Origin of the sequence: Streptomyces sp. NPDC002742 (genome assembly GCF_042888885.1) — a bacterium.
GTDB lineage: Bacteria > Actinomycetota > Actinomycetes > Streptomycetales > Streptomycetaceae > Streptomyces.
Genome location: NZ_JBIAQF010000030.1, coordinates 85,117 through 111,844, shown reverse-complemented (window position 1 = coordinate 111,844; position 26,728 = coordinate 85,117). Strand labels below are relative to the sequence as shown.

Here is a 26,728-nt window from a genome sequence, read left to right as displayed (position 1 = left end):
CGATCCCTCGAAGTCGCGAATCATTGAATATACGCAGAGAAATCCCCCGGGCGCAATTGCCCAGGGGATTTTTTGTCTGCCGGGCCGCCGGGGCGGGTCAGAGCACGTCGGACAGCTCCTGCAACAACCGTCGCTTGGCCCGGGCGCCCACCATCGACTTCACGGGCTCACCGTCGCGGAAGACCATGAACGTCGGCATCGAGAGGACGCCGTACGCGAGTGTGGTCTCCGGATTGGTGTCCACGTCCAGCTGGACCACCTTGAACCGGTCGCCCTCCTCGAAGGCCAGCTCGCTGAGCACCGGGCCCATCTGCCGGCACGGCGGACACCAGTCGGCCGTGAACTCCACCAGCACGGGCAGCTCCGACCCGATCACCTCCGCCCCGAAGTCGGCGTCCGTCACTTCCGCCACGCCTGCCGCCCTGATCATCGCGTCCGCCCTCCCAGTTCGCATACGGGTTCCGGACCGCCCGGAACCTCAGCGTCGGCCCCCAGCTCGTCGCGCGCCCGTTCCGCCCGCGCCAGCTGCCCGCCGACCTGCGCGCGCACCGACCGCAGCTCGTCGATCAGCGCGTCGAGCTCGCCGAGCTTGCGGCGGTAGACGTCCAGCGACGCCGGGCACGAGTCGCCCTCGGGATGCCCGGCCCGCAGACACTCCACGAAGGGCCGCGTCTCCTCCAGGTCGAACCCGAAGTCCTGCAGCGTCCTGATCTGCCGGAGCAGCCGCAGGTCGTGCTCGTCGTACGTCCGGTACCCGTTCTCGCCCCGCCTCGCGGGCAGCAGCCCGCGCGACTCGTAGTAGCGCAGAGTCCGTGTGGTCGTCCCGGCACGTGCGGCCAGCTCGCCGATTCGCATGCCCCGACGGTAATCCTTGACGCCGACGTCAAGGCAAGCGTCCGTGGGCGGCCGTCCCCTCGTGCGTCAGCGTGCGGTGCGCGGCAGCAGCGGCTTGTGGTCCACCGGTGACGACAGCACGATCGAGGTCGTCGTCCGCCCCAGCGCGGAGGTCTGTTCCAGGACGTCCTCCAGGTGAATCGTGTCCTCGACGGCGACCTTGAGGATCCAGCAGTCCTCGCCGACGACGTGGTGGACCTCGGTGACCTCGGGACGGGCCAGCAGTTCCAGGGTCCGCGGATGCTTCAGCGTGTACCCGCCGTGCGGGTTGACCCGGATGAAGGCCTGGATGCCGTAACCGAGGAGGGGTGCGGACACCCGGGCGCCGTAGCCGGTGATCGCGCCCGTCGCCTCCAGCCGGCGCACCCGCTCCGCGACCGCCGCCGGGCTCAGCCGGACCCGGCGGCCCAGCTCGCTGAGTTTGATACGGCCGTCGCTCTGGAGCAGTTCCAGGATCTGCCGGTCCAGCGCGTCGAAGCCCACCGACGTTTCGCCGGAGACGGCGCGCGGATGCCGTGTTTCTTTCGGTGCGACAGCCGGATCTCCCACGTCTTCCCCTTCGGACCTGACCCCCGCGACGGGAGAATTATGACCGCAGCCCGAGGCGCCGAACGATCGGCGACCGGCGACCGGTAACGGGTGCAAAAAGCAGAGGTGCACGGGTGCATGAGGCACGGGTTCGGGGAAATAAGGGAGGGCGACGTGCGAGAGATCTGCGTCATCGGCGGAAACCGGTATTTCGGAAAGCGGCTCATTGCCCGGCTGACGGCCGCGGGAGACCGGGTCACCGTCATCAATCGCGGCTCGTCGGCGCCGCCCGCCGGGACGATTCATCTGATCGCCGACCGCAATGACGAGAACTCCCTGGACAAGGCGCTGGGTTCACGGACTTTCGACGTCGTCGTCGACCAGGTCTGCTACACACCGCGGCAGGCGGAGATCGCCCGCCGGGTCTTCGCGGGGCGCACGCGCCGGTACGTGATGACTTCCACCGTCGAGGTGTACGAGTACGAGGACACGGCGGACCCGGTCGGCGAGGACGCCGTGGATCCCCGTACGGTCGCCGTCGATCTCGGACTCCCCTGGGACGACGCCGAGTTCCTCGACGCGCACTACGGCGAGGGCAAGCGGCAGGCCGAGGCGGTGTTCGCGGCCGATCCCGGCTTCCCGTACGTGGCCGTGCGCGTCGCCCATGTCCTGGGCGGGGACGACGACTTCACCGGCCGGCTGGAGCACTACGCCGACCGGATCCGTTCCGGCGCGACGATCGCGGTGCCTCCCGTGAACCACTCGGCGACCTACATCCACGTCGAGGAGATCGCCGACTTCCTGTTCTGGACGGTGGGCGAGGACTTCACCGGCCCGGTCAACGCGGCTTCCCACGGGCCGCTGACCACACGGGAGTTGTGCGAGGCGATCACCGCGCACCTCCCGTACGGCAAGGCGGTCCTGGGTGCCGTCGAAGCGGGCGAGGTCTCCCCGTTCTCCTTCAGCCGTTCCTACGCCATGGACAACTCCCGGGCCGCCGCGCTCGGTTTCCCCTTCGGTGACGCGCGGGCCTGGCTGCCGCGCGCCGTGGCCGAGACCCTCGGAAAGGGCGGCTGACGCACACGGGACGGTGCGTCAGCGCCGTGCGCCCACGGGTCAGACCATGACCCCGGCCGACTCCTCGACCTCCAGGAGCGACGCGCTCTGCCGCTCCGCCTCGAACGCCTTGTGTCCGCCGCGCAGGCCGAACAGCCTTTTGGCGAGGGCGATGTAGAGAACCGCGAGGACGTTGAGGACCAGCGTCGCGATCTTCAACCAGCTGATGTGCTCGGTGAGCTCGTAGATCTCCAGCGGAAGGAACGCTGCGGTGGCGACGACCGTGAGGTACTCCGCCCAGCGCTTGGCGTACCAGAGCCCGACCGCCTCGACGAGTTCGATCAACGCGTACACCAGCAGCAGGACCGCGACCAGCAGCAGCGTGGAGTGCTTGTAGCCGAAGGTCTTCTGGATGGTGCCGACCACGGGCGAGTGGTCGAGGTCGTAGTGGAAGTGCCGGAAGACCGGCCTGAGGACGTCGAGGTACTCGTCGAAGAGCCGGCGCACCGCGAACTGGCTGTTGCTGAACTTCCAGACGGCGGCCGCGACCAGCACGATGAACACCCCGCGCACGGCCCGCTCGATCGCCAGGAAGCGCAGGATGAACAGATCGCGGAGCACCTTGCCGCGGGGCACGAGCGGCGCCTCGTCCGCGGGGCCGAAGCCGTGCGGATCGCCGAGCGCGAAGTCGCCGCAGCGCAGACACCGCCAGGCCTCGCCGAGGCCCGTCTCGGCGCGCAGCCGCTCCCTCAGCACCCGCTCGTCGGGCGCGTACGTCACGTGGCCGCGCCGCGCACACGTACGCCGGTCCCAGTCGATCTTCATGCTCGGTGTCCTCCGCAGAACGTGCCGTGCCGTGCCGGTCGGTCCGGCACGGCACGGTAGTGCATGTTCTAGGAGACGGCGGCCCGGGGGGTCACGGTTCCGGCCGGATCGCCGCTCTGTCCTGCGGTCGCGCTGTCGTCGCCCCGCTCGTCGGCGTCCTTCTCGACCCCGGCCTCGGGCTCGCTCTCGGCCTTGTTCCCGGCCTCGGGCTCGGCCCGGTTCTCGTTCCCGGCCTGACTCTCGGCCTCGTTCTCGTTCACGGCCTTGTTCCCGGCCCCCTTCTCGTCCCCCGCCCCTTTCTCGTTCCCGGCCTCGTTCTCGTTCCCGGCCTCGTTCTCGACCCCCGTGCGGCTCTTGCCCGGCAGCAGCACCGCGACCAGGACCGTGCCCACGCCCAGGATCACCGCTCCGACGAGGCTGGTGTGCGCCACCGCGTCCGAGAAGGACGAGCCGACGGCGTCCGCCATCTGCCGCGCTCCGCCCGCGAGTTGACCGGCCTGCGCCTTCAACTGGGCCGCCTGCTCGGGGTTCGCCGCGTGTGCCGCCTGTGCACCGATCTGACGGGCCTTGTCGCCGATGCCCTGGGCGACGGCGTATCCGGCGCCCACCGAGTCCTGGGCCGTGGCCAGGGCGCCCGCCGGGAGCTTGCTGCCCGCGGTCGCGTCGGCCAGGTGCGAGGAGTACGAACCCGCCAGCACCGAGCCGAGGATGGCGATGCCGAGCGAGCCGCCGAGCTCCAGCGAGGTGTCGTTGACCGCGCCGCCGACACCCAGTTCGGCCTCGGGGAAGGCGCCCATGATGGCGTCCGTGCAGGGGGAGAGAGCCAGTCCGATGGCGAGGCCGAGGATGACCAGGGGCAGCACGAAGTCGCCGTATGCCGACGAGGCGTCCACCCGGGTGAGCAGCGCCAGCGCCGCCGTGCCGCCGACCATGCCCGCGGTGACCGTGAACCTCATGCCGATGCGCGGAGTGAGGTAGCCGGTGAGCGCCGAGCCCACGAAGACGGCGCCGGCCAGCGGCAGCATCCGCACTCCGGTGTCCAGCGCGTCGTAGCCGAGGACGAACTGGAGGTGCTGGGTGAGGTAGTAGAAGGCGCCGAACACGGCCAGGAAGAAGAGGGCGACGGCGAGGTTCGAGCCCGCGAAGCGGCGGTGGGCGAAGCGCCGCACGTCGATGACCGGGCGCGGGTGGCGCAGCTCCCACAGGACGAAGAGGACCAGTCCGGCCCCGGCGACCACCGCGGCGGTCACGGCCTTGACGCCCCACCCGAAGTGCGGGCCTTCGATGATCATGTAGACCAGCGAGCCGATCCAGACGACGGAGAGCAGCCCGCCGACGTAGTCGATGCGGTTGTGGTGCGCGGCCTTGGACGGCGGTACGAGGACGAGGGCGCCGACGATGGCGAGGGCCGCGATCGGCACGTTGATCAGGAACGTGGAGGACCAGCCGTGGTTCTCCAGCAGGGCGCCCGCGACCAGCGGCCCGGCGGCGATGGCCAGTCCGGCGGTGGCGGTCCACAGGACGATCGCCTTGGCCCGCTCGGCGCGCGGGAAGGTCGCGGCGAGCAGGGAGAGCGTGGCGGGCATGATCAGCGCGGCGCCGACGCCCATGACGGCGCGGGCCGCGATGACCCCGGTGGAGCTGTCGACGAGCGAACCGGCGACCGCGCCGCCGCCGAAGACGACGAGCCCCAGGATGAGCGCGCCGCGCCGGCTGTACTTGTCCCCGATGGCGCCGAGCAGCAGCATCAGCGCCGCGTACGGGACGGTGTAGCCGTCGATGACCCATTGCAGGTCGGCGCTGGACAGGCCGAGGTCCTGGGTCATGTCGGGAGCCGCGACCGTGAGGGCGGTGTTCGCCATCACGATGATCAGCAGGCTCAGGCAGAGCACCAGCAGCGCCCACCAGCGCCTGGCGTAGGGCCGGTCCATCCTCTCGACCGGTTCGTTCATGACGAGACGCATGGCTACGGTCGCCCTTCCTTCGTCGACGGGTACGGAGATCCGTCCGCACCAGGACTCGCACTGCAGGACTTGCACTGCAGCACTTGCACAGTGGCGTGCAATTACACAACACTGTGCAATGTACGAGATTGCACAGCACTGTGCAAATGGAGGAGGTGGAGACGCTGTGACCGCGGAGCCGGAAGTCGCCCGGGGGGGCGGGCAGAATGGCAGCCATGACCACGGGTAACCCGAGCCGCGCCGATGTGAACCGCCGCCGCATCCTCGACGTCGCGCTCGCCGAACTGCTGCGTGACCCCGACGCGTCCATGGACCAGATCGCCCGGGCGGCGGGTGTCGTACGGCGCACGGTGTACGGGCATTTCCCCAGCCGCGAGGCGCTGGTCGGCACCCTGACCGACGAGGCCGTGGCGGCGGTCGCGGCGGCGCACGCGGCGGGCCGCGAGGGGGTCGAGGACCCGGCCGAGTCGCTGGCCCGTTCGACCCTGGCCGTCTGGGAGATCGCCGACCGTTACCGGCTGCTGGTCGCCCTCGCCCAGCGCAGCGTCACCATGCAGGGCATCCGCGAACGTCTCACACCGGTCCGCGAGGCCTGCGCGGAGATTCTCCGACGCGGCCTGGAACAGGGCGTGTTCGCGTCACCGCTGCCCCCGAACGCGCTGGCGTACGTGCACGAGCAGACCCTGTTCGCCCTCATGGAGGCGGTGAACGACGGCCTCCTGGCAGCGGAGGAGGCGGGCGGCTCCGCCACGGTCACCATGCTGACCGCGGCGGGCGTACCCGCCTCACGCGCCACCGAACTCGTGGCCGAGCTGAGCGGCTGAGTCCTCGGAGGAGTCAGGGACCTCCGAGGACTCGGCCGTGTTCAGCGGTGCACCGGGCGGCCGGGCCCATGGGGATGAGCCGGGCCGTGGGGATGTGCCGGGCCCGCGGGGACGGGCCGGGCCCGTGGGCGGATACCCGGCCGCCCGGCGTCTCAAGGGTTCCTACGCCCCGGCCGGTTCCTTCTCGCCGCCCTGCTCCGGCACGTCCGCGTGGCCATCGGCGGAGGCGGCGGGACCGCCGTCGGCGTCGTCCAGCAGGGTCTTCTCGTCGAAGGGAAGCTCTCCGGCGAGGACCCTGGCCACCCGCTCCCTGTCGATCTCCTTCGTCCAGGTGCCGATCAGGACCGTGGCCACGGCGTTGCCGGCGAAGTTCGTCAGCGCACGGGCCTCGCTCATGAAGCGGTCGATGCCGACGATGAGGCCGACGCCGTCCACCAGGGCGGGCTTGTGCGACTGGAGGCCGCCGGCCAGCGTGGCGAGGCCCGCCCCGCTGACGCCGGCCGCGCCCTTGGAGGCGACCAGGAGGAAGAGCAGGAGCGGGACCTGCTCCCCGATCGACATGGGCGTGCCCATCGCGTCGGCGATGTAGAGCGAGGCCATGGTCATGTAGATCATCGTGCCGTCGAGGTTGAAGGAGTAGCCGGTCGGGACGGTGATGCCGACGACCGACTTGCCGACGCCCAGGTGCTCCATCTTCGCGATGAGCCGCGGGAGGGCGGACTCGGAGGACGAGGTGGACAGGATCAGCAGGAACTCCCGGCCCAGGTACTTGAAGAACGTGAGGATGTTCAGGCCCGTCACCGCGCGCAGCAGCGCGCCGAGCACGATGAAGACGAAGAGGAAGCAGGTGACGTAGAAGCCGAGCATCAGCACGGCGAGACTCTTGAGCGCGTCCAGGCCCGCGGAACCGACGACGGCGGCGATGGCGCCGAAGGCACCGAGCGGGGCCGCCCACATGACCATGGCGAGGATGCGGAAGACGAGCCGCTGGATGTGCTCCACACCGCGCAGGACCGGCTGCCCGGCCGCTCCCATCGCCTGGAGCGCGAACCCGGTGAGCAGCGCGACGAGCAGGGTCTGCAGGACCTGGCCCTCGGTGAACGCCGAGACCATCGTGGTCGGGATGATCGAGAGCACGAAGTCGACCGGCGGCAGGGCCTCCGCCGACACCTGCCCCTGACCGGCGTGCTTGACCGCGTCGGTCATCGCCAGGCCGCTGCCCGGCTCCAGGATGTTGCCGACGACCAGGCCGATGGCGAGCGCGACCAGCGACATCACCAGGAAGTAGCCGAGCGCGATACCGCCGACGGCGCCGACCTTGGCGGCCTTGCGGACCGAGCCGATGCCCAGCACGATCGTGCAGAAGATGATGGGGGAGATCATCATCTTGATCAGGTTCACGAAGCCCGTACCGATGGGCTTGAGCTCGACGGCGAAGTCGGGGACGATCAGGCCCACCGCGATCCCGAGGATCACGGCGCCGATCACGGCGATGTACAGAAAGTGCGTGCGGTCCCGCTCGGCGGCGGGTGCGGCAGGTGCCGTTTGCGGCGTGCTGGCCACGGCTGCCCTCCTTGACGACGTCTTCGGCATCATCCGGCGTGCGGCTCACGACCGGCGGTACCCGGCGTGCGGCTCACGTCCGGGGAAACCGGGAGGCGTGGGCTCCCGGGGGGATGAGGGGACTATCTCCCGGCGTGTGAGGGCGGTCACCCTTCCGTTCATTGAGTTCACGCGCCCCGGAGGGAGCCCGGTGCCTCCGCCGTCCCGGAGAGCCCCGCCCCGAAGGGCACCGGTCCGGAGAGCCCCCGCCCCGAAGGGCACCGGTCCGGAGGGCCCCCGTCCGGGCGAGGCACACTGAACGGCATGCGTCTCCCCCGTGTCCCGCGACCCCGCAGCCTGGCCGGCCAGCTCTTCGGCATGCAGGCCGTACTCATCGCGGTCCTCGTCGCCGGGTACGCGCTGTTCACCTACGTCGGCGACCGCAGCCAGGCCGAGGAGGCCGCGGGCCGCCACGCGATGGCCGTCGCCCGCTCGATCGCGGACGCCCCGTCCGTCCACGCGGCCATCGGCACCGCGAACCCCACCGAGGAACTCCAGCCGTACGCCCTGCGGGTGCAGCGGGACACCGAGGTCGACTTCGTGACGATCATGGATCCGCGGGGCATCCGCTGGACGCACCCCAAAGAGAAGCTGATAGGCAAGCACTTCCTCGGGCACATCGGGCCCGCGCTGGCGGGCACGTCCTTCACGGAGACGTTCACGGGCAGCCTCGGTGCCTCCGTGCGAGCCGTGACCCCGATCCAGGACGGCGGGCGGACCATCGGCCTGGTCAGCGCGGGCATCAAGGTGCGGGCGATCACCGAACGCGTCCAGAACCAGGTCACGGCCCTGTTCGGGGTCGCGGCGGGCACCCTGCTGCTGGGCGCCATCGGCACGTACGTCATCAACGCCCGGCTGCGCCGCTCCACCCACGGCATGAACGCGGCCGAGCTGAGCCGAATGCACGACTACCACCAGGCCGCGCTGCACGCCGTGCGCGAGGGACTGCTGATGCTGGACGGGCAGTTCCGGGTGGCGCTGATGAACGACGGCGGGCGGGAACTGCTCGGCGTGACCGACGACGTGGTCGGCCGCTCGGTGGCCGAACTCGGGCTGCCCGCGCCGCTGACGGGCGCGCTGCTGTCGGCGGCGCCCCGAGTGGACGAGGTCCATCTGACCGACGCGCGCGTGCTGGTCGTGAACACCTCCCCGGTGTCCGGCGGCGAACGCCGCGGCACCGTGGTCACCTTGCGTGATGTGACCGAACTCCAGGCATTGACGGGCGAGTTGGACTCGGAACGGGGTTTCACCCAGGCGCTGCGCTCGCAGGCGCACGAGGCGGCGAACCGTCTGCACACGGTGGTCTCCCTGATCGAACTGGGCCGCGCCGAGGAGGCCGTCGACTTCGCCACCGCCGAGCTGGAGCTGGCGCAGGCCCTCACCGACGAGGTGATCTCCGCGGTCGGCGAACCGGTCCTCGCCGCGCTGCTGCTGGGCAAGGCGGCGCAGGCGAACGAGCGCGGTGTGGAACTCGTGGTCTCCGAGGACAGCGGCATCGACGACGGACTGCTCCCGGCCTCGCTCTCCGCGCGCGACCTGGTCACCGTCCTCGGCAATCTGATCGACAACGCGATGGACGCGGCCCGGGGCACGGTGGGCGCCCGCGTCACGGTGACGGCCTTCACGGACGACTCGGCCCTGGTACTGCGGGTCTGCGACACCGGCTCCGGCGTGGACCCCTCCCAGGCCGAGCAGGTCTTCCGGCACGGCTGGTCCACGAAACCGGCGGGCCCCGGCGGCCGCGGTCTCGGCCTGGCCCTGGCCCGCCAGACGGTGAGCCGTCACTCGGGCACGCTGGAGGTACGGGAAGGGGCCGACGGCGGAGCGGAGTTCGAGGTGCGCCTGCCGCTGCCCCCGGCCGTCCCGCCCGCGCGGTCCACCCGCCTGCCCGAGCCCGCTCTGTCTGGAGGCGACGCATGACCGATCCGATCCGCGTGCTGGTCGTCGAGGACGACCCCGTCGCCGCCGACGCGCACGTCATGTACGTGGGCCGGGTGCCCGGTTTCACCGCGGTCGGCAAGGTCCACACGGGTGCGCAGGCGCGCCGCGAGCTTGACCGCACCCCCGTGGACCTGCTGCTGCTCGACCTGCACCTGCCGGACACGCACGGCCTCCGGCTCGCCCGTTCCCTGCGCGCCGCCGGCTATCACGCCGACGTCATAGCGGTGACGTCGGCGCGGGACCTGGCGGTCGTACGGGAGGGGGTGTCGCTCGGGGTCGTCCAGTACGTGCTGAAGCCGTTCACCTTCGCCACCCTGCGCGACCGGCTGATCCGGTACGCGGAGTTCCGCGCGGCGGCCGGCGAGGCGAGCGGCCAGGACGACGTGGACCGCGCGCTGGCCGCCCTGCGCGCCCCGGGTCCGGCCGCGCTGCCCAAGGGCCTGAGCGCGCCGACCCTGGAACGCGTGACCGTCACCCTCCGGGAGCACGCCGCCGGACTGACGGCGGCCAAGGTCGCCGAGGCCGTGGGCATCTCCCGGATCACCGCCCGGCGCTATCTGGAACACCTGGTGGAGGCGGGCCTTGCGGTACGCGCTCCGCAGTACGGGACGGTCGGGCGGCCGGAGTTGCGGTACCGCTGGGTGAAGGGCTGACCCGAGAGGGGCAGCCGTTAGGCAAGATCACGGCGCGATCGTCGATCTTGCTGGCGTGCAGGCGCTCGTACGCGAGGGGCGCCTCATCGAGCGAATACGTCTCGGTATGGACGGAGACGGCACAGGCTCTTTGGGGTGACGGTCAGACGGAACGCTGCTGGTTTCCGATGTACTGCTTGACGGCGGTCAGGGGTGCCCTGCCGCATGATCCCGCGAAGTAGGAGCCGGACCAGAAGCGTCCGCCCCACAGGTAGTGGCGGACGTGGCTGTCGTACTCCTGGCGGAGTCTGCGGGAGCTGACGCCCTTTAGGGAGTTGACCAGCTTGGAGAGCTGGACCTTGGGCGGGTAGTGCACCAGCAGGTGGACGTGGTCCTGTCCGCCGTCGAACTGCTTCAGCTCGGCCTCGAAGTCGGCGCAGACCTCCCGCATGATCTCTTCAGTGCGGGCCAGCATGGCGTCGGTGATCGCATTTCGCCGGTACTTCGTGACAAAAACCAAGTGAACATGCAGATTACAAACAACATGACGTCCGGTGCGTACATCGGGATGAGGATTCCAGCGCGGTGACATAAACCAATGCTACGGTCTCGGTCGTGAGTCAAGACACTCTGGTCAAGAGGCAGTTCGGGCATCGCGCCCGACTGGCGCTGTCCCCGGCGTGTGAGCTCAAGGCTGACGCCCAGGCGCACGCCGCCCGTACGATGTGGAATCTTCTCCACGCGTGGTGGCAGATGATGCCGAAGGAGATGCGGACTCTCGCCAACGCGGACGCCGCGATCCGACAAGCCCGCGAGGACATCGACTTCCTTGCCGTCCTGCCCGCCCAGGCCGCGCAAGCGGTGCTCAAGACGTACTTCCAGGCGTGGAAGAACTGCTTGGAGCACCGCGCCGATGCCCCAAACTTCAAGGGCCGCCCGCGCACCGTGATGTCCGTGGATATCCCGCAGGGCCGCGACCTGAACATCACCCGGGTTCACCGCCACTGGGGCATGGTCAACATTCCCAAGGTGGGCCGGGTCCGTTTCCGGTGGACCAAAGACCTCCCCGTGGGCGAACACTCCAACAACGAGAACCGCATCACCGGTGCACGACTGGTCAAAGACTCCCTCGGCTGGCACATCGCATTCCGTGTTCAGACCCTGGAGGTCGAGCCCGATCCACACCAGGGGCCGGACGTCGGCATCGACGTGGGCGTCACCGTGCCCATCGCCCTGTCGGACGGCGAAACCTACGAGCACGGCGCATGGCTGACCGGCAAGGAGAAAGCCAGGCTTCTGTGCCTGGAGCAGCGCGCCGCGCAGCGCAAGCGGCACCGCAAGCCCGGCGAGCGAACCAGCCGCCGGCTGCACCACACCTACGGCCAGATCGCAGGACTTCGTGCGAAAGCCAAGCGCCGGGCCCTGGACTGGCAGCACCAAACGACCACCGCCATCGCCAAGCAGTACGGCACCGTCGTGGTCGAAGCACTCACCATCACGAACATGGTCAAGTCCGCCAAGGGCACCGTCGAGGAGCCGGGAAAGAACGTCGCTCAGAAGTCCGGGCTGAACCGCTCCATCAGCGGCGAGGCGTGGGGCCGGACGGTCGCCATGCTGACGTACAAGACCGTCCAGCTCGGCGGCACCCTACACAAGGTCCCCGCCCCCCACACCTCCCAACGCTGTTCCGCGTGCGGCTTCATCACACCCGGCAGTCGGGAGAGCCAGGCCGTGTTCGTGTGCAAGAACCCGCACTGCGGCTGGTCTGGCAACGCCGACCACAACGCGGCCCGGAACATCCTGCACCTGTACCGGATGGGCCACGCGCTCGTCCCGGCTGCCGGAAGGGCAGTCGTCAGGCGCGCGAAGCGCGTCAAGCCCGCTGCCGCAAGGCAAGCAGGAATCTCCCGGCCTCAGCCGGGAGAGCACTTCAATCGACGCCGGTGATCCTGCTGTACCTGCTGGTGGCCCGGCGGCTGGGCGGGGGGTTCGCTCTCGGCGGGGCCGTCAAGGGGTGAACTCCCGTCACAGTACGGCGAATTCGAGGCCGCGGCCGAAACCGTACGTTCCTACAATCTGTAATTGTGGCCGAACAGACCGTAGTCATCGCCGTTCCCGGACCCATACTTTGTGCGCGTGCACCGACCGCAAGCCCAACAGCCCACCCCGCCCTTCAACGCCCCCGCCGCCCGAAGACTGCGGGCAGCACTCGGAATGGGGCCCGAGCATGTCGCGTACGGACTGCGAGCCTCGTACGGGCTGCCGTACGTCACGCCCGATCTCGTCACCGCCTGGGAGCGCGGCATCGCCGCACCGAGCAGCCCCGAACTCACCGCCCTCGCAGGCGTGTTGTGGTGCTCGGCAGGTGAACTCATAGGAAGCCCGCGTACGTTGCGCGAACACCGCGTCGCGCGTGATCTCGCTCCGGAGGACGTGGCCCACGCCGTCGGGATCGAACTCCTCGCCTACCAGCGGATGGAGGAGTCCGGAAGCTGGCGCGGCAACGAGCGGCAGTCGACCGCGCTCGCCGAGGTGCTGGATCTCTCGCTGCCCGACTTCGTCACCTTGATGGGCCGCGACGGCAGGCTCGCCGACCTGCTGCGCAGCGCCGTGACGACGCGCTGGCAGGCCTACGTGCGCCCGGTCGGCAAGGTGGTGCCCCTGGACCGGGGCGTCCTGGAGACGGCGCTGGAGGAACTGCACACCGACTACCAGGGGCTGATGGTCGCCACACTGAACTGGGGTGGTGTTTCGGCCACCACCGGCTCCGGCGAGTCGGGCCGGGAATTCCTCGACCGGGTCCTCGACCACTTCTGGGCCTCGGTCCGCCGAAGCACGTACTGAGGCACCCGACCACGAGCGCGGGCCCCCGACCACGAGGTCGGGGGCCCGCGCACCGGCCCGGTTCCCGTCCCCGAGGGGACCGAGGGGACTAGAACACCGACTCCGCCTCGTCCATCCGGTCCTTCGGCACCGTCTTCAGTTCGGTGGTCGCGTCCGCGAGCGGCACCATCTCGATGTCCGTGCCGCGCAGCGCGGTCATCCTGCCGAAGTCGCCGCGGTGCGCGGCCTCGACGGCGTGCCAGCCGAAGCGGGTCGCGAGGACGCGGTCGTACGCGGTCGGGGAGCCGCCGCGCTGGACGTGGCCGAGGATGACCGGCTTGGCCTCCTTGCCGAGGCGGCGCTCCAGCTCGTACGCGAGGGCCGTGCCGATGCCCTGGAAGCGCTCGTGGCCGAACTTGTCGATCGCGCCGTGGCCGTAGTCCATGGTGCCCTCGGCCGGATGCGCGCCCTCGGCGACGCAGATCACGGCGAACCGCTTGCCGCGCGCGAAGCGCTCCTCGACCATCGCGACGAGGTCGGAGGGGTCGAAGGGGCGCTCGGGCAGGCAGATGCCGTGGGCGCCGGCCGCCATGCCGGACTCCAGTGCGATCCAGCCCGCGTGCCGGCCCATGACCTCGACGACCATCACACGCTGGTGGGACTCGGCCGTGGTCTTCAGACGGTCCATGGCCTCGGTGGCGACGCCGACGGCGGTGTCGAAGCCGAAGGTGCGGTCCGTCGCGGAGATGTCGTTGTCGATCGTCTTCGGCACGCCGACCACCGGCAGGCCCGCGTCCGCCAGCATCCGGGCCGCGGTGAGCGTGCCCTCTCCGCCGATCGGGATGAGCACGTCGATGCCGAACTCGCGGGCCATGTCCTGCGCGTTGTCGCAGGCCTCGCGGAGCCGGTCGCGCTGCAGCCGGGAGGAGCCGAGGATGGTGCCGCCGCGGGCGAGGATGCCGCTGACGGCGTTGAGGTCGAGGGTGCGGTAGTGGCCGTCGAGGAGCCCGGCGTAGCCGTCCTCGAAGCCGATGACCTCGTCCCCGAAGTTGGTGACCGCTCGGTGCACGACCGACCGGATCACTGCGTTCAGGCCAGGGCAGTCGCCGCCTGCGGTGAGAACTCCGATGCGCATCGTGCTGTGTCTCCTGCTCCCTGCTGGTCCGTGTGAGCCGCTTCGATTGTTTCACGGCCCGGGGTGGGCCGCCGATTCCCTCCGACGGCCCATCCGCCGGGCCGCCGAAACGCCCGTTCCGGCCGACCGGCACGTCTGCCCTGGCGGGCGTCTTAGCCAGCCCCGGAGGTATTGTCAAGAGGGTCCTGCTCACGTTGGTGGGCCCTTTTTCCGAGCCCAGAAACCGCCTGCTGGCGAAACGGATGGAGAGCACGCGTGACGCGCAGCGTGTACGTGACCGGGATCGACCGAGGTGACGGCCGCCAGGTCGTCGAACTGGGGGTCATGGAGCTCCTGACCCGCCAGGTCGACCGGGTGGGGGTGTTCCGTCCGCTCGTGCACGACGGTCCGGACCGGCTCTTCGAGCTGCTGCGGGCCCGCTACCGGCTGGCGCAGGACCCGGCGACGGTGTACGGCATGGACTACCACGAGGCGTCCGCGCTCCAGGCCGAGCAGGGTACCGACGAGCTGGTGTCCACGCTCGTCGACCGGTTCCACCTGGTCGCCCGCGACTACGACGTCGTCCTCGTCCTCGGCACCGACTTCGCCGGCACCCAGGTCCCCGACGAGCTGGCGCTCAACGCCCGCCTGGCGAACGAGTTCGCCGCGTCCGTGATCCCGGTCGTCGGCGGCCGCGGCCAGAGTGCCGAGTCGGTGCGCTCCGAGACGCGCAACGCCTACCGCGCGTACGACGGGCTGGGCTGCGACGTCCTCGCCATGGTGGTGAACCGGGTGGCCCCGGAGGACCGGACGGCGGTCCTGGAGCGGCTCGGCTCCCGGCTTCCGGTGCCCTGTTACGTCCTTCCGGACGAGCCCGCCCTCTCCGCTCCCACGGTCGCGCAGATCACCCACGCGCTCGGCGGCGAGGTGCTCCTCGGCGACGACGCGGGGCTCGCCCGTGACGCGCTCGACTTCGTCTTCGGCGGCGCGATGCTGCCGAACTTCCTGCGGGCGCTGACCCCCGGATGCCTTGTGGTCACCCCTGGGGACCGGGCCGATCTGGTGATCGGCACGCTCGCCGCGCACAGCGCCGGCACCCCGCCCATAGCCGGCATCCTGCTCACCCTGGACGAGCGGCCCAGCAGCGAGATCCTCACGCTCGCGGCCCGTCTCGCGCCCGGCACCCCGGTCGTCTCGGTGGCCGGGAACTCCTTCCCCACCGCGACCGCGCTGTTCGCCATGGAGGGCAAGCTGAACGCGGCCACGCCCCGCAAGGCGGAGACCGCGCTCGGCCTCTTCGAGCGGTACGTGGACACCACCGACCTGCTGAAGCGGGTCTCCGCGCCCAGCAGCGACCGGCTCACCCCGATGATGTTCGAGCACAAGCTGCTGGAGCAGGCCCGCTCCGACCGGCGGCGCGTCGTGCTGCCGGAGGGGACCGAGGAGCGCGTCCTGCACGCCGCCGAGGTGCTGCTGCGCCGGGGTGTCTGCGATCTGACGCTGCTCGGCCCGGTCGACCAGATCCGCAAGAAGGCCGCCGACCTCGGCATCGACATCAGCGCCACCCAGCTCATCGACCCCGTGACCTCGCCGCTGCGCGACTCCTTCGCCGAGAAGTACGCGGAACTGCGCGCCCACAAGGGGGTCACGGTCGAGCTGGCCCACGACGTCGTCGCGGACGTGAACTACTTCGGGACGCTCATGGTGCAGGAGGGTCTCGCAGACGGCATGGTGTCGGGGGCCGTGCACTCGACGGCCGCGACGATCCGGCCCGCGTTCGAGATCATCAAGACCAGGCCGGAGTCGAGGATCGTCTCGTCCGTCTTCTTCATGTGCCTGGCCGACAAGGTCCTGGTCTACGGCGACTGCGCGGTGAACCCCGACCCGAACGCAGAGCAGCTCTGCGACATCGCCATCTCCTCGGCCGCCACCGCTGAGCAGTTCGGGGTGGAACCGCGGATCGCGATGCTGTCGTACTCCACGGGCACCTCGGGTTCGGGCGCCGACGTCGACAAGGTGCGCGAGGCCACCGAGCTGGTGCGCCGACGCCGCGGCGACCTGCGGATCGAGGGGCCGATCCAGTACGACGCCGCCGTCGAGCCGTCGGTCGCGGCGACCAAGCTGCCGGACTCGAAGGTCGCCGGGCAGGCGTCCGTGCTGATCTTCCCCGACCTGAACACCGGCAACAACACGTACAAGGCCGTGCAGCGTTCGGCCGGCGCGATCGCCGTCGGCCCGGTGCTCCAGGGTCTGCGCAAGCCCGTCAACGACCTGTCCCGCGGCGCGCTCGTCCAGGACATCGTCAACACGGTCGCCATCACGGCGATCCAGTCCCAGGCCCCCGAACAGAAGGCTGCCCAGCAGTGAGCGCCCACCCGTCCTCCTCCGCCGCCGCGACCGAAGAGCCCGGCTCCCCGCGGGCCACGCGTGTCCTCGTCCTCAACTCCGGCTCCTCGTCGGTGAAGTACCAGCTGCTCGACATGCGCGACAGCTCACGGCTCGCCGTCGGCCTGGTGGAGCGCATCGGCGAGGGGACCTCCCTGCTGCGGCACACCGCGCTGACGACGGGTGAGACCCGGGAGAGGGCCGCCGAGTTCACCGACCACGAGGCCGCGCTGAAGGCGGTCGCCGCGGAGCTGGCGGTGGACGGCCTCGGCCTGAACTCCCCGGAGCTGGCCGCGATCGGACACCGGGTGGTGCACGGCGGGCGGACCTTCACCGAACCGACCGTCATCGACGAGGCGGTCCTCGCGGAGATCGAGCGGCTGATCCCGGTGGCGCCCCTGCACAACCCGGCGAACCTCACCGGCATCCGCACCGGGATGGCGCTGCGCCCCGACCTTCCCCAGGTCGCGATCTTCGACACGGCGTTCCACACGACGATGCCGGAGTCGGCCGCGCGCTACGCGATCGACGTGGCGACCGCCGACGAGCACCGCATCCGCCGGTACGGCTTCCACGGCACCTCGCACGCCTACGTCTCCCGGGCGACCGCCGAACTCCTCGGCAAGGCACCCGAGGAGGTCAACGTCATCGTGCTGCACCTGGGCAACGGGGCCTCGGCGTCGGCGGTCAGGGGCGGGCGGTGCGTGGACACCTCGATGGGGCTCACGCCGCTGGAGGGCCTGGTGATGGGAACGCGCTCGGGCGACGTGGATCCGGCCGTCATCTTCCATTTGGAGCGCGTTGGCAAAATGTCCACGGACGAGATCGACACTTTGCTCAACAAGAAGAGCGGTCTGATCGGTCTGTGCGGCGACAACGACATGCGGGAGATACGCCGCCGTGTCGACGAGGGCGACGAGCAGGCACGGCTCGCCTTCGACATCTACATCCACCGACTGAAGAAATACATCGGCGCCTACTACGCGGTCCTCGGCCGGGTGGACGCCGTCGTCTTCACCGCCGGAGTGGGCGAGAACGCCGCGCCGGTGCGCGAGGCGGCGATCACGGGCCTGGAGGAACTGGGGCTCGCGGTCGACGGCGAGCTGAACGCCGTGCGCGGCGGTGAGCCCCGGCTGATCTCACCGCCGTACGCGCGCGTCGCGGTCGCCGTGGTGCCGACGGACGAGGAACTGGAGATCGCCACACAGACGTATGCGCTGGTCGGAAAAGGGCAACGCCTGAGCGGGCCGGAGAGCCACGCCTGAGCGCCCGCCCGCCCATTTGTATCTTCCGCCAGACGGAATATTCCGTAGCGAAACAAACCGATAGGATCGCCCCATGCGCCGTTCGAAAATCGTCTGTACTCTCGGCCCCGCGGTCGACTCCCACGAGAAGCTGGTCGAGCTGATCCAGGCCGGCATGAATGTGGCCCGCTTCAACTTCAGCCACGGATCCCACGCCGAGCACCAGGGCCGGTACGACCGGGTCCGGACCGCCTCGGCCGAGACCGGTGTCGCCATCGGTGTGCTCGCCGACCTGCAGGGCCCGAAGATCCGCCTGGAGACCTTCGCCGAAGGCCCCGTCGAGCTGGAGCGTGGCGACGAGTTCGTCATCACGGCCGAGGACGTGCCGGGTGACAAGCACATCTGCGGCACGACCTACAAGGGTCTGCCCGGGGACGTCTCCCACGGCGACCAGATCCTCATCAACGACGGCAACGTCGAGCTGCGCGTCGTCGAGATCGACGGCCCCCGGGTCAAGACGGTCGTCATCGAGGGCGGTGTGATCTCCGACCACAAGGGCATCAACCTGCCCGGTGCGGCCGTGAACGTGCCGGCGCTGTCGGAGAAGGACGTCGAGGACCTGCGCTTCGCCCTGCGGATGGGCTGCGACATGGTCGCCCTGTCCTTCGTGCGTGACGCCAACGACGTGAACGACGTCCACAAGGTGATGGACGAGGAGGGCCGCCGCGTCCCCGTCATCGCCAAGGTGGAGAAGCCGCAGGCGGTCGACAACATGGAGGGCGTCGTCGCCGCGTTCGACGCCGTCATGGTGGCCCGAGGCGACCTGGCCGTCGAGTACCCGCTGGAGCGGGTCCCGATGGTGCAGAAGCGCCTCGTGGAGCTGTGCCGCCGCAACGCCAAGCCGGTGATCGTCGCGACCCAGATGATGGAGTCGATGATCACCAACTCCCGTCCGACCCGCGCCGAGGCCTCCGACGTGGCCAACGCGATCCTGGACGGCGCCGACGCGGTCATGCTGTCGGCCGAGTCCAGCGTGGGCGCGTACCCGGTCGAGACCGTGAAGACGATGTCGAAGATCGTCGTCGCGGCCGAGGAGGAGCTCCTCTCCAAGGGCCTGCAGCCGCTGGTCCCGGGCAAGAAGCCGCGCACGCAGGGCGGTTCGGTCGCCCGTGCCGCCTGCGAGATCGCCGACTTCCTCGGCGGCAAGGGTCTGGTGGCCTTCACCAAGTCCGGTGACACCGCCCGCCGGCTCTCCCGCTACCGCGCCGCCCAGCCGATCCTGGCCTTCACCACGGACGAGGGCACCCGCAACCAGCTCACGCTGAGCTGGGGCGTCGAGTCGCACGTCGTGCCGTTCGTGAACAGCACCGACGAGATGGTCGAGCTGGTCGACCACGAGCTGCAGAAGCTCAAGCGGTTCAACGAGGGCGACGTCGTCGTGATCACCGCCGGTTCGCCCCCCGGCGTCGCCGGCACCACCAACATGGTCCGGGTGCACCACCTGGGCGAGGCCAACCGCGCCTGATCCCGCCCGCCGTACGCCGCTGAGGGCGCCCCCTGCGAACAGGGGGCGCCCTCAGCGTCTTTGCGGCTCCCGGACGGGCTCTGGACGACTCAGCCGGTCGTGTACTGGTGGAGTCCGGGGACGGTCAGGGTGCCGCCGAACTGACCCGCCTGAACGACCGTCACCTTGGTGAAGTAGATCAGCGGGATGTTCAGCGGCGGAGGGTTGTCCGGGTCGAACGTGACCGGGATGAGCCCGAGCAGGTTCCCGGAGATGCTCTCCGTGTACATGATCGTCTTGCCGTCACGGATGGTGGACGTCGAGCCCTTGGCGGCCTGCACGTGGTAGGTCTTGCCACTCTGCTTGTCGTCCACCGTCTGGTGCAGGTCCCCGATGTCGGTGCCGTCGGAGATGACGTACTTCAGCACCTTCTTGACGGAGCCGTCGGCGGTCCGCACCTTGACGATGCCCTGGTAGTCGGCGCCCTTGAGGGTCAGCGAACTGGCGTTGAGGTGCCAGGGGTCGACGGGCAGGGCGACCGGGTTGTCCACGCCGCCCTGGTCGTCGGTGGCGACCGGGCAGTCCGCGGCGTTCGTGGTGGCGCTCGCGGAGGGGCTGGGCGACTCGGTGACCGCGTCGGCCGCCTTCGAGGTGGTGTCGGTGGCGTCCGAGGCGGCCTTCGAGGCCGTGTCGGTGACCTTCCCGGTGGTGTCCTTCAGCGTCTCGGTGACCTTTTCGGTCGTGTCCTTGACGGTTCCGGAGGCGTTCGTGCCGTCGGAGGCGGCCGTGCTCGCGCTCGCCGAGGCGGACGGCGCGGGTGTGGAGCTCGCCGTCTCGTCGGGCGTGAGGATCTTCTTGATGGCGTCGCCGACGCCCAGCGGGTCGAGCGGGTTCGTGGTGCTCGCCGACGCCGAGGGGGCCGGTGTGGACGCGGCGCTGTCCGCCGCCTTGCCCGACGTGCTCGCGGAGGAGGACGCGGAGGGAGCGGGCGTGGCCTTGTCGTCGGAACCTGAATCCGACGAAGAGGTCTTGCCCGGTGCCGCGGACTCCGACGACGCGGAGGGTGCCGGTGTGGCCTGGTCGGAGGACGCGCTCGCACTCGCACTCGCGCTGGCGCTGGCGCTCGCCGAAGCGGACGGCGTGGCTGTGGCCGACGCGTCCTTGCCGTTCACGGCCTCGACGCACGCCTGGTACTCGTCCGCCGTGAGGGTCTTGGACGTGGCGTGGTCGTCGGCCTGGGCGAGCGTGGGGACGAAGCCCATGCCCATGAGGACGGCCGTCGGCATCGCCGCTATCGCTATCGCCTTGCCGGCAGGCATCTGGAACCTGGTGAGCAGCGGCTTCCTCGGGGCCGCGTGGCGCGGCCCGGTTCTCACACGGGAATCCTCCACATCAGTCCCGTGGGTCACCTCGTCAGCCGGCACTGTGCCTCCCGTCCGCCCCGTTGCTCGGGCTCGTTCCTGACAGATCGTTCGGGTCGTAAGCACCGTCCGCCGCCTCGGGCCCGACGGGCTCGGCCGCCGCGCTGTCCGGCGTGCCCTCCTTGTCGAGGGAGCGCTGGGCGGAGTACCCCTCGTCGGGTTCGCCGGGAACCCAGGAGACCGCCATGGCACCGCCGATGAGGGAGAACAGGAAGCCGATCAGGAAGCCGCCCAGGTTGGCCACCGGGATGGACACCAGCGCCAGGAGGATCGCGGCGACACCGGCGAACGTCCGTACGTGCTTCTGGAACCAGAGGCTGATCCCGAGCACGACGAGGAGCACGCCGATGATCAGGGAGCCGGCTCCGGCGGTGGTGGACATCGCCAGCGTCAGATGGCCGACCTGAAGGTGCGCGTACGGGAAGTAGGCGATGGGGACACCGCCGAACCCGATGAACAGACCGGCCCAGAACGGGCGGTCGCCCCTCCAGTCACGGAAGTTCCGCCGGAACACCTGAAGGTAGTGCTCATCGTTCTGGCCGGGCGCGGCAGGAGTCTCGGCGCTCATGGAAACAGCTCCCTGGAACGGCATTGCTGTGAGAAGTACGCGTTGAGTGCTCCGCGTACGACGGGCGGAGCGGCGGGGCGGGCGAAGCGGCCTGGGCCTCCTCGCCCACCCCTGGGGTGCTCAGTAGCACTCGTGGGTGCCCGCGGACACCGACATGTGCAGGCCGCTGAGCTTGAACGTGCCGGCGGTGGTCGCCCACGCCGTCTGCTTCACGTCGGTCAGCGTGGCCGAGGTGGCCTGCTGGGCGAAGCCGTAGGGGTTGGCCGCTTCGCCGCCACCCTTCATGCCCGGACCCTTGGTGGTGTCCTTGGCGGCAACACCGATGTCGATGCCGCGGAACGTCGCGTCGGCGCCGAGGTCCTCGACGTCGATGTACAGGTTGTCCGCCTCGACCGGCGTACCGCTGCCGCCGGCCTTCAGCACGAGGCTGACGGAACCGAACCCCGGGATGCCCGGGGTGACGACGGACTGGCACATGTTGGTGATCTTGGCGCTCGTGAACGCCGAGACCGCGACGGGGTGCCCTGTCTGCTTACCGTCGAGGGTGTAACCCGAGTCAATGGCTCCGTACTGCGAGAAGCCCTGGCCGTCAAGCTTGTCCGCAGACACCTTGAACGACTGACCGGAAACGCTGAACGACGCGGCGAGGGCACCCTGCGCGAGGGCGACACCTATCGCTGCCGTGGCTGCCACGCTGGGCACCATGACGACGGCGAACCGCTTCCATCTGGTCCCGCCACGCACCTGGGACATCATATTTTCCTCCTTCTCGGACGTACATCTCCTGGCCCTGACTGCCACGTTGCGGCGGCTCAGCCGGGCAGGGATGGGAGAAGTGCTACGTCCTCGGGAAGGAGAGCGCCTGTACCCGGAGGTGCGAATGCACCCGAATCACCGGCGATCACCCCCGAGCGACAACCACTGGTCGCGCCTGACACACATCACGCACAACCTGCTGGACAGGCTCTGCCGGACGGCAAAGACCCCCCTGCCCAAGAACCGACCGCACTAGCTGTCGGCCCTACTCGGTGGGGACCCAGAAAGTCCGCCGACCCGATTGGCTGTCGGGGTGCGGGAATGGACCGAGCGTCGCCGATCGTGGTGCATTCTCGCCTCGGACACAAGGGGGTTCGTTACTCGCTAGTAACGGCGGGATAACCGAAGAACGGCCCGTCGGTATCGGGCGGCGACACAGGGTGGCGCCATCGGGGGCGACACAACGGTCAAATGCCGGACGGAACCAGACAGTTCAACGCCCTAGACTTACTACGAGTAACAGCGGCCGCGTTTACCAAGTTTTGGTAAAGCGCGGCCACATGTACCCCTCTCGCCCAATCTTTCACCTGGGCATCACAGGCCCTGACGTTTAGGGACTGGTCAGAACAGAGCCCGGGCCAGCGCCCGGCGCGCCGCGACCACGCGCGGGTCGTCGGCACCGACCACCTCGAAGAGCTCCAGCAGTCGCAGCCGTACGACGTCCCGGTCGTCACCGGCCGTGCGCCGCACCGTCTCGATGAGCCGCCCGAAGGCGTCCTCGACATGACCGCCGACGAGGTCGAGGTCGGCCCCCGCGATCTGCGCCCGCGCGTCACCGGGCTTCTCGGCGGCGTCCTTGCGCACCCGCTGCGGATCGAGGCCCTGCACCCGCTGGAGCAACTCGGCCTGGGCCAGTCCCAGTTTGGCCTCCGTGTTGCCCGGGTCGTCGCCCAGCACGTTCTTGTAGGCCTGGACGGCACCGCCGAAGTCGCCCGCGTCCAGCGCCTGCACGGCGGCCTCCAGCAGCGCGTCGTACGGCCCGGCCGGCGTCTCCTGCACGGCGGGGGCCCCGACCGGCTCGGCGTCGGTGTCGACCGTCAGACCGGTCAGGCCGAAGCGCTGCTCGGCGACCTGGACGAGCTGGTCGAGGGTCCCGCGGATCTGCGCCTCGGCGGCGGCTCCCTGGAAGAGCGGCAGGGCCTGTCCGGCCACCACCGCGAAGACGGCCGGGATCCCCTGGACCCCGAACTGCTGCATCAGCATCTGATTGGCGTCGACGTCGATCTTGGCGAGCACGAAGCGCCCGTTGTATTCGACGGCCAGCCGCTCCAGGACCGGGCTGAGCTGCTTGCAGGGCTCGCACCACTCGGCCCAGAAGTCGATGACGACGGGCACCTCGGTGGAGCGCTGCAGGACGTCCTGCTCGAATCCCGCCTCGTCGACGTCGATGACGAGGCTCGCGGGGGTCACCGCGCCACCCCCGCCACCTTGCCTGGCGGCTTCGGCGCGCGCCTGCTCCGCCTTCGACTTGGCCTCCTGGGCCGCCTTCACCGCGGCGAGGTCGACGACTCCGCTCATGGACATGTTCCGTGGCTGCATGAGTACATCCTCCCCCTTCCTCGCGCACGTGTGAAAAGCGTCGTGAAAGCCAAGCCTTGCCATGCGTGTTCGGCGCCGGGTCCCCACCTGGCGCCAGTGCGGTTGTCGCCGCGTTCGAGCTTTCGCTACGAGTCGTAGCGTAACTGGGTGAGGGCATGCCCATGTGCCGTCTCCCGGTGATCTCCCTCACGGCTTCACAGAACCGCCGGATATGGCTGTTGAATCGGCCGGATATGGTCACTGACATGCAATGTCGCTCCCAGGCCGCCCGTACGGGCCGCCCCCGCAGCGCCGCCGCGGACGCCGCGATCCTGGAGGCGACGCGCACGGCCCTGGTCGAACTGGGCTGGTCCAAACTGACGTTGGGGTACGTGGCGACCCTCGCCGGAGTGGCCAAAACGACCCTCTACCGTCGCTGGGCGGGCAAGAACGAACTCGTCGTCGACGCCGTGGCCGAGCTCTTCGACGAGCTGGAACTCCCCGACCGGGGCAGTCTGGCCGCCGACATCGAGGGCGTGGTGCTCCAGTTCGCGGCGATTCTGGACCGCCCGGAGGCGAAGACGGCGCTGATGGCCGTGGTCGCGGAGTCCACCCGGGACGAACCGCTGCGCGAACGCATCCGCACGTCCATCGTCGACCGGCAGAAGCGCCTGGTCATGGAGGGCCGCGCCCGCGCCCAGGCCCGCGGCGAGCTCCCCCCGGAGACGGACCCGGCCGCCGCCGACCGCACCGCCGCCCTGATCTTCGACGTGGTCGCAGGAGCCGTCGTGCATCGCACCCTGGTCAGCGCGGAACCCGCGGACGAGGAGTGGGTGCGCTCGTTCACCCGGATCCTGCTCTTCGGCCTGACCGGAGCGGCAGCCGACGAACCGGCGCCTCCCTCGACGGAGGGCCCGGCCGGAGTCTGACAGGGTCTGACAGGGCGGCCGGCAACGTCGTGGGGCGGGGCCGCGCCGGTGCATCAGCCCGTCGCTGTCGGACGAGGCGTGACCGTCGGTGGCGACGGGCATCGATGTACCGGCACGTCCCCTCGCACCGGATGCCGACTGCGGGTGCATCGTGATGACCGCGCCACGTTTCAGCCCGGCCGCGGCAAGTTTCAGCCCCGGCCAGGGAAATCCAGCCCCTCCGGCGATTGAGGAGCGGGGGTCCGGGGGCGGAGCCCCCGGGTACGGGACGGGTAGGGGCGGAGGGGGCGAGAAAAGGGCACCTGGCGCCGGGCAGGTCTCGGTGGCGGAGCGAGAGCCCGGAGCCCCGGGCCCGGCCCGGATGCCGGGCAGCCAGGGACGCCGGGCTGCCCGGGCCGTTCAGAAGCCGGCCGGCTCCGTGTACACCCCCCATTCGTCCCGCAGGACGCCGCAGATCTCGCCCAGCGTCGCCTCGGCGCGGACCGCCTCCAGCATGGGGGCGATCATGTTGGACCCGTCGCGCGCGGCGGCGAGCATGGCGTCCAGCGCACCGCGCACGGCGGCCTCGTCACGACCCCCCTTGCGCGAGGCCAGCTCCCGTACCTGCTCACGCTCCACCTCGTGGCTGACCCGGAGGATCTCCAGGTCGCCGGTCACGGACCCGTGGTGGACGTTGACGCCGACGACCCGCTTGTCGCCCTTCTCGACCGAGCGCTGGTACTGGAACGCCGACTCGGCGATCTCGCCGGTGAACCAGCCGTCCTCGATCCCGCGCAGGATGCCGGAGGTGATGGGACCGATGGGGTGCTTCCCGTCGGGGTGCGCCCGCAGTCCGCGCTCCTTGATCTGCTCGAAGATCTTCTCCGCGTCGGCCTCGATGCGGTCGGTGAGCTGCTCGACGTACCAGGAACCGCCCAGCGGGTCGGCGACGTTGGCGACGCCCGTCTCCTCCATGAGCACCTGCTGCGTCCGCAGGGCGATCTCCGCGGCCTGCTCGGACGGCAGGGCGAGCGTCTCGTCCAGCGCGTTGGTGTGCAGCGAGTTCGTGCCGCCGAGTACCGCGGCGAGCGCCTCCACGGCGGTGCGCACGACGTTGTTGTACGGCTGCTGGGCCGTCAGCGAGACGCCGGCGGTCTGCGTGTGGAAGCGCAGCCACTGCGCCTTCTCGGAGGTGGCGCCGTACACGTCGCGCATCCAGCGGGCCCAGATCCGGCGCGCCGCGCGGAACTTGGCGATCTCCTCGAAGAAGTCGACGTGCGCGTCGAAGAAGAAGGAGAGGCCGGGGGCGAAGACGTTCACGTCGAGCCCGCGGGAGAGCCCCAGCTCCACGTAGCCGAAGCCGTCCGCCAGCGTGTACGCGAGCTCCTGCGCGGCCGTGGAGCCGGCCTCCCGGATGTGGTACCCGGAGACGGACAGCGGCTTGTACGCGGGGATCTTCTCGGCGCAGTGCTCCATCAGGTCGCCGATGAGGCGCAGGTGCGGCTCGGGCTGGAAGAGCCACTCCTTCTGCGCGATGTACTCCTTGAAGATGTCGGTCTGGAGCGTGCCGTTCAGCACGGCGGGGTCGATGCCCTGGCGCTCGGCGGCGACCAGGTACATGCAGAAGACCGGCACCGCGGGACCGCTGATCGTCATCGACGTCGTGACGTCACCGAGCGGGATGTCCTGGAAGAGGACCTCCATGTCGGCCGCCGAGTCGATCGCGACACCGCAGTGCCCGACCTCGCCGAGCGCACGGGGGTCGTCCGAGTCGCGGCCCATCAGCGTGGGCATGTCGAAGGCCACGGAGAGGCCGCCGCCGCCGTTGGCGAGGATCTTCTTGTAGCGCTCGTTGGTCTGCTCGGCGTTGCCGAATCCGGCGAACTGCCGGATGGTCCACGTACGCCCCCGGTAGCCGGTCGCGTACAGCCCGCGGGTGAAGGGGTACTCCCCGGGCCAGCCGATCTGCTCGAAGCCTTCGTAGTTGTCCCCGGGCCGGGGACCGTACACCGGCTCCACGGAATCGCCGGAGAGCGTGGTGAAGTCGGCCTCGCGCTTGCGCGAAGCGTCGTAACGGGCCTGCCAGCGTCGGCGGCCTTCCTCGATGGCGTGAGCGTCCATACCCTCGAATTTACTAGGACGTCCTAGTAAATGTCGATGG

General features: G+C 70.0%; 23 protein-coding genes and 1 pseudogene. 10 read left to right on the top strand and 14 right to left on the bottom strand.

The genetic code is table 11. The features are described 5' to 3' along the window. Nucleotides 1-97: 97 nt before the first annotated feature. The 3 genes from ACFYW8_RS37455 to ACFYW8_RS37445 all read right to left on the bottom strand — a co-directional run bounded on the left by ACFYW8_RS37455 (nt 98) and on the right by ACFYW8_RS37445 (nt 1,443). The gene (locus ACFYW8_RS37455; protein ID WP_355853157.1) at nt 98-430 is read right to left on the bottom strand and encodes a thioredoxin domain-containing protein; all 333 of its coding nucleotides are present in this window, start codon (nt 428-430) and stop codon (nt 98-100) included. Further along, on the bottom strand, nt 427-855 hold the full coding sequence (locus ACFYW8_RS37450) for a MerR family transcriptional regulator (protein WP_389089369.1): 429 nt from the start codon (nt 853-855) through the stop codon (nt 427-429). Before ACFYW8_RS37450 ends, ACFYW8_RS37455 begins: the two co-directional genes overlap by 4 nt. Before the next feature lie 66 nt (nt 856-921). Next, complete coding sequence (locus tag ACFYW8_RS37445) at nt 922-1,443, bottom strand: Lrp/AsnC family transcriptional regulator (RefSeq protein WP_389089366.1); 522 nt, start codon at nt 1,441-1,443, stop codon at nt 922-924. 117 nt (nt 1,444-1,560) lie between these two features. On the opposite strand from ACFYW8_RS37445, the gene ACFYW8_RS37440 reads away from it, so the two are divergent. Then, on the top strand, nt 1,561-2,499 hold the full coding sequence (locus ACFYW8_RS37440) for an NAD-dependent epimerase/dehydratase family protein (protein ID WP_389089363.1): 939 nt from the start codon (nt 1,561-1,563) through the stop codon (nt 2,497-2,499). A gap of 39 nt (nt 2,500-2,538) precedes the next feature. Here the strand turns inward: ACFYW8_RS37440 and ACFYW8_RS37435 are convergent, their stop codons facing one another. Both ACFYW8_RS37435 and ACFYW8_RS37430 read right to left on the bottom strand, forming a co-directional pair. After that, nucleotides 2,539-3,303 (bottom strand): DUF2127 domain-containing protein, encoded by a 765-nt coding sequence (locus ACFYW8_RS37435; protein ID WP_389089360.1) that lies wholly within the window; start codon nt 3,301-3,303, stop codon nt 2,539-2,541. 68 nt (nt 3,304-3,371) lie between these two features. Further along, nucleotides 3,372-5,267, bottom strand: coding sequence for a DHA2 family efflux MFS transporter permease subunit (locus ACFYW8_RS37430; RefSeq protein ID WP_389089357.1), 1,896 nt, complete (start codon nt 5,265-5,267; stop codon nt 3,372-3,374). Between the two features lie 206 nt (nt 5,268-5,473). Between ACFYW8_RS37430 and ACFYW8_RS37425 the strand changes: the two genes are divergently transcribed. Further along, a complete protein-coding gene (locus tag ACFYW8_RS37425) occupies nt 5,474-6,091 on the top strand; it encodes a TetR/AcrR family transcriptional regulator (RefSeq protein WP_389089355.1) in 618 nt (205 codons plus the stop codon). A 162-nt stretch (nt 6,092-6,253) separates the two neighbouring features. Here the strand turns inward: ACFYW8_RS37425 and ACFYW8_RS37420 are convergent, their stop codons facing one another. Next, nucleotides 6,254-7,684, bottom strand: a complete 1,431-nt coding sequence (locus tag ACFYW8_RS37420; RefSeq protein ID WP_389089400.1) for a cation:dicarboxylate symporter family transporter — start codon at nt 7,682-7,684, stop codon at nt 6,254-6,256. Between the two features lie 273 nt (nt 7,685-7,957). Between ACFYW8_RS37420 and ACFYW8_RS37415 the strand changes: the two genes are divergently transcribed. Both ACFYW8_RS37415 and ACFYW8_RS37410 read left to right on the top strand, forming a co-directional pair. Then, on the top strand, nt 7,958-9,613 hold the full coding sequence (locus ACFYW8_RS37415) for an ATP-binding protein (RefSeq protein ID WP_389089352.1): 1,656 nt from the start codon (nt 7,958-7,960) through the stop codon (nt 9,611-9,613). Beyond that, a complete protein-coding gene (locus ACFYW8_RS37410; protein ID WP_389089349.1) occupies nt 9,610-10,287 on the top strand; it encodes a response regulator in 678 nt (225 codons plus the stop codon). Before ACFYW8_RS37415 ends, ACFYW8_RS37410 begins: the two co-directional genes overlap by 4 nt. Nucleotides 10,288-10,300: 13 nt before the next feature. Here ACFYW8_RS37410 and ACFYW8_RS37405 read toward each other — a convergent pair. Both ACFYW8_RS37405 and tnpA read right to left on the bottom strand, forming a co-directional pair. Further along, a pseudogene (locus ACFYW8_RS37405) lies at nt 10,301-10,417 on the bottom strand (NAD(P)-dependent alcohol dehydrogenase); the annotation flags it as partial. Between the two features lie 12 nt (nt 10,418-10,429). Beyond that, a complete protein-coding gene (tnpA, locus tag ACFYW8_RS37400; RefSeq protein ID WP_365879583.1) occupies nt 10,430-10,858 on the bottom strand; it encodes an IS200/IS605 family transposase in 429 nt (142 codons plus the stop codon). 23 nt (nt 10,859-10,881) lie between these two features. On the opposite strand from tnpA, the gene ACFYW8_RS37395 reads away from it, so the two are divergent. Together ACFYW8_RS37395 and ACFYW8_RS37390 are read left to right on the top strand one after the other, a co-directional pair. Continuing rightward, complete coding sequence (locus ACFYW8_RS37395) at nt 10,882-12,213, top strand: RNA-guided endonuclease InsQ/TnpB family protein (RefSeq protein ID WP_389089344.1); 1,332 nt, start codon at nt 10,882-10,884, stop codon at nt 12,211-12,213. Between the two features lie 267 nt (nt 12,214-12,480). Further along, on the top strand, nt 12,481-13,110 hold the full coding sequence (locus tag ACFYW8_RS37390) for a helix-turn-helix domain-containing protein (RefSeq protein ID WP_389089396.1): 630 nt from the start codon (nt 12,481-12,483) through the stop codon (nt 13,108-13,110). Between the two features lie 88 nt (nt 13,111-13,198). Here the strand turns inward: ACFYW8_RS37390 and ACFYW8_RS37385 are convergent, their stop codons facing one another. Continuing rightward, a complete protein-coding gene (locus tag ACFYW8_RS37385; RefSeq protein ID WP_389089342.1) occupies nt 13,199-14,224 on the bottom strand; it encodes an ATP-dependent 6-phosphofructokinase in 1,026 nt (341 codons plus the stop codon). A 255-nt stretch (nt 14,225-14,479) separates the two neighbouring features. Between ACFYW8_RS37385 and pta the strand changes: the two genes are divergently transcribed. The 3 genes from pta (at nt 14,480) to pyk (ending at nt 19,357) form a co-directional block, all read left to right on the top strand. Then, entirely contained in the window at nt 14,480-16,570 is a 2,091-nt protein-coding gene (gene pta, locus ACFYW8_RS37380) for a phosphate acetyltransferase (RefSeq protein WP_389089339.1), read from the top strand. Continuing rightward, complete coding sequence (locus ACFYW8_RS37375) at nt 16,567-17,853, top strand: acetate kinase (RefSeq protein ID WP_389089336.1); 1,287 nt, start codon at nt 16,567-16,569, stop codon at nt 17,851-17,853. Before pta ends, ACFYW8_RS37375 begins: the two co-directional genes overlap by 4 nt. Nucleotides 17,854-17,926: 73 nt before the next feature. Further along, nucleotides 17,927-19,357 carry a pyruvate kinase gene (gene pyk, locus ACFYW8_RS37370; RefSeq protein ID WP_389089333.1) on the top strand — a complete coding sequence of 477 codons (1,431 nt, stop codon included), beginning with the start codon at nt 17,927-17,929 and terminating at the stop codon, nt 19,355-19,357. Between the two features lie 89 nt (nt 19,358-19,446). Here the strand turns inward: pyk and ACFYW8_RS37365 are convergent, their stop codons facing one another. The 4 genes from ACFYW8_RS37365 to ACFYW8_RS37350 form a co-directional block, all read right to left on the bottom strand. After that, nucleotides 19,447-20,760, bottom strand: a complete 1,314-nt coding sequence (locus ACFYW8_RS37365) for a hypothetical protein (RefSeq protein WP_389089330.1) — start codon at nt 20,758-20,760, stop codon at nt 19,447-19,449. Next, on the bottom strand, nt 20,750-21,325 hold the full coding sequence (locus ACFYW8_RS37360) for a DUF6114 domain-containing protein (RefSeq protein WP_389089327.1): 576 nt from the start codon (nt 21,323-21,325) through the stop codon (nt 20,750-20,752). The genes ACFYW8_RS37365 and ACFYW8_RS37360 overlap by 11 nt, the downstream gene beginning before the upstream one ends. A gap of 120 nt (nt 21,326-21,445) precedes the next feature. Continuing rightward, the gene (locus ACFYW8_RS37355; RefSeq protein ID WP_365879567.1) at nt 21,446-22,081 is read right to left on the bottom strand and encodes a DUF6230 family protein; all 636 of its coding nucleotides are present in this window, start codon (nt 22,079-22,081) and stop codon (nt 21,446-21,448) included. 621 nt (nt 22,082-22,702) lie between these two features. Next, nucleotides 22,703-23,680, bottom strand: coding sequence for a tetratricopeptide repeat protein (locus ACFYW8_RS37350; RefSeq protein ID WP_389089322.1), 978 nt, complete (start codon nt 23,678-23,680; stop codon nt 22,703-22,705). Between the two features lie 245 nt (nt 23,681-23,925). On the opposite strand from ACFYW8_RS37350, the gene ACFYW8_RS37345 reads away from it, so the two are divergent. After that, nucleotides 23,926-24,588, top strand: a complete 663-nt coding sequence (locus tag ACFYW8_RS37345) for a TetR/AcrR family transcriptional regulator (RefSeq protein ID WP_389089319.1) — start codon at nt 23,926-23,928, stop codon at nt 24,586-24,588. 399 nt (nt 24,589-24,987) lie between these two features. Here the strand turns inward: ACFYW8_RS37345 and ACFYW8_RS37340 are convergent, their stop codons facing one another. Then, on the bottom strand, nt 24,988-26,688 hold the full coding sequence (locus ACFYW8_RS37340; RefSeq protein WP_365879561.1) for a methylmalonyl-CoA mutase family protein: 1,701 nt from the start codon (nt 26,686-26,688) through the stop codon (nt 24,988-24,990). Nucleotides 26,689-26,728 lie beyond the last annotated feature (40 nt).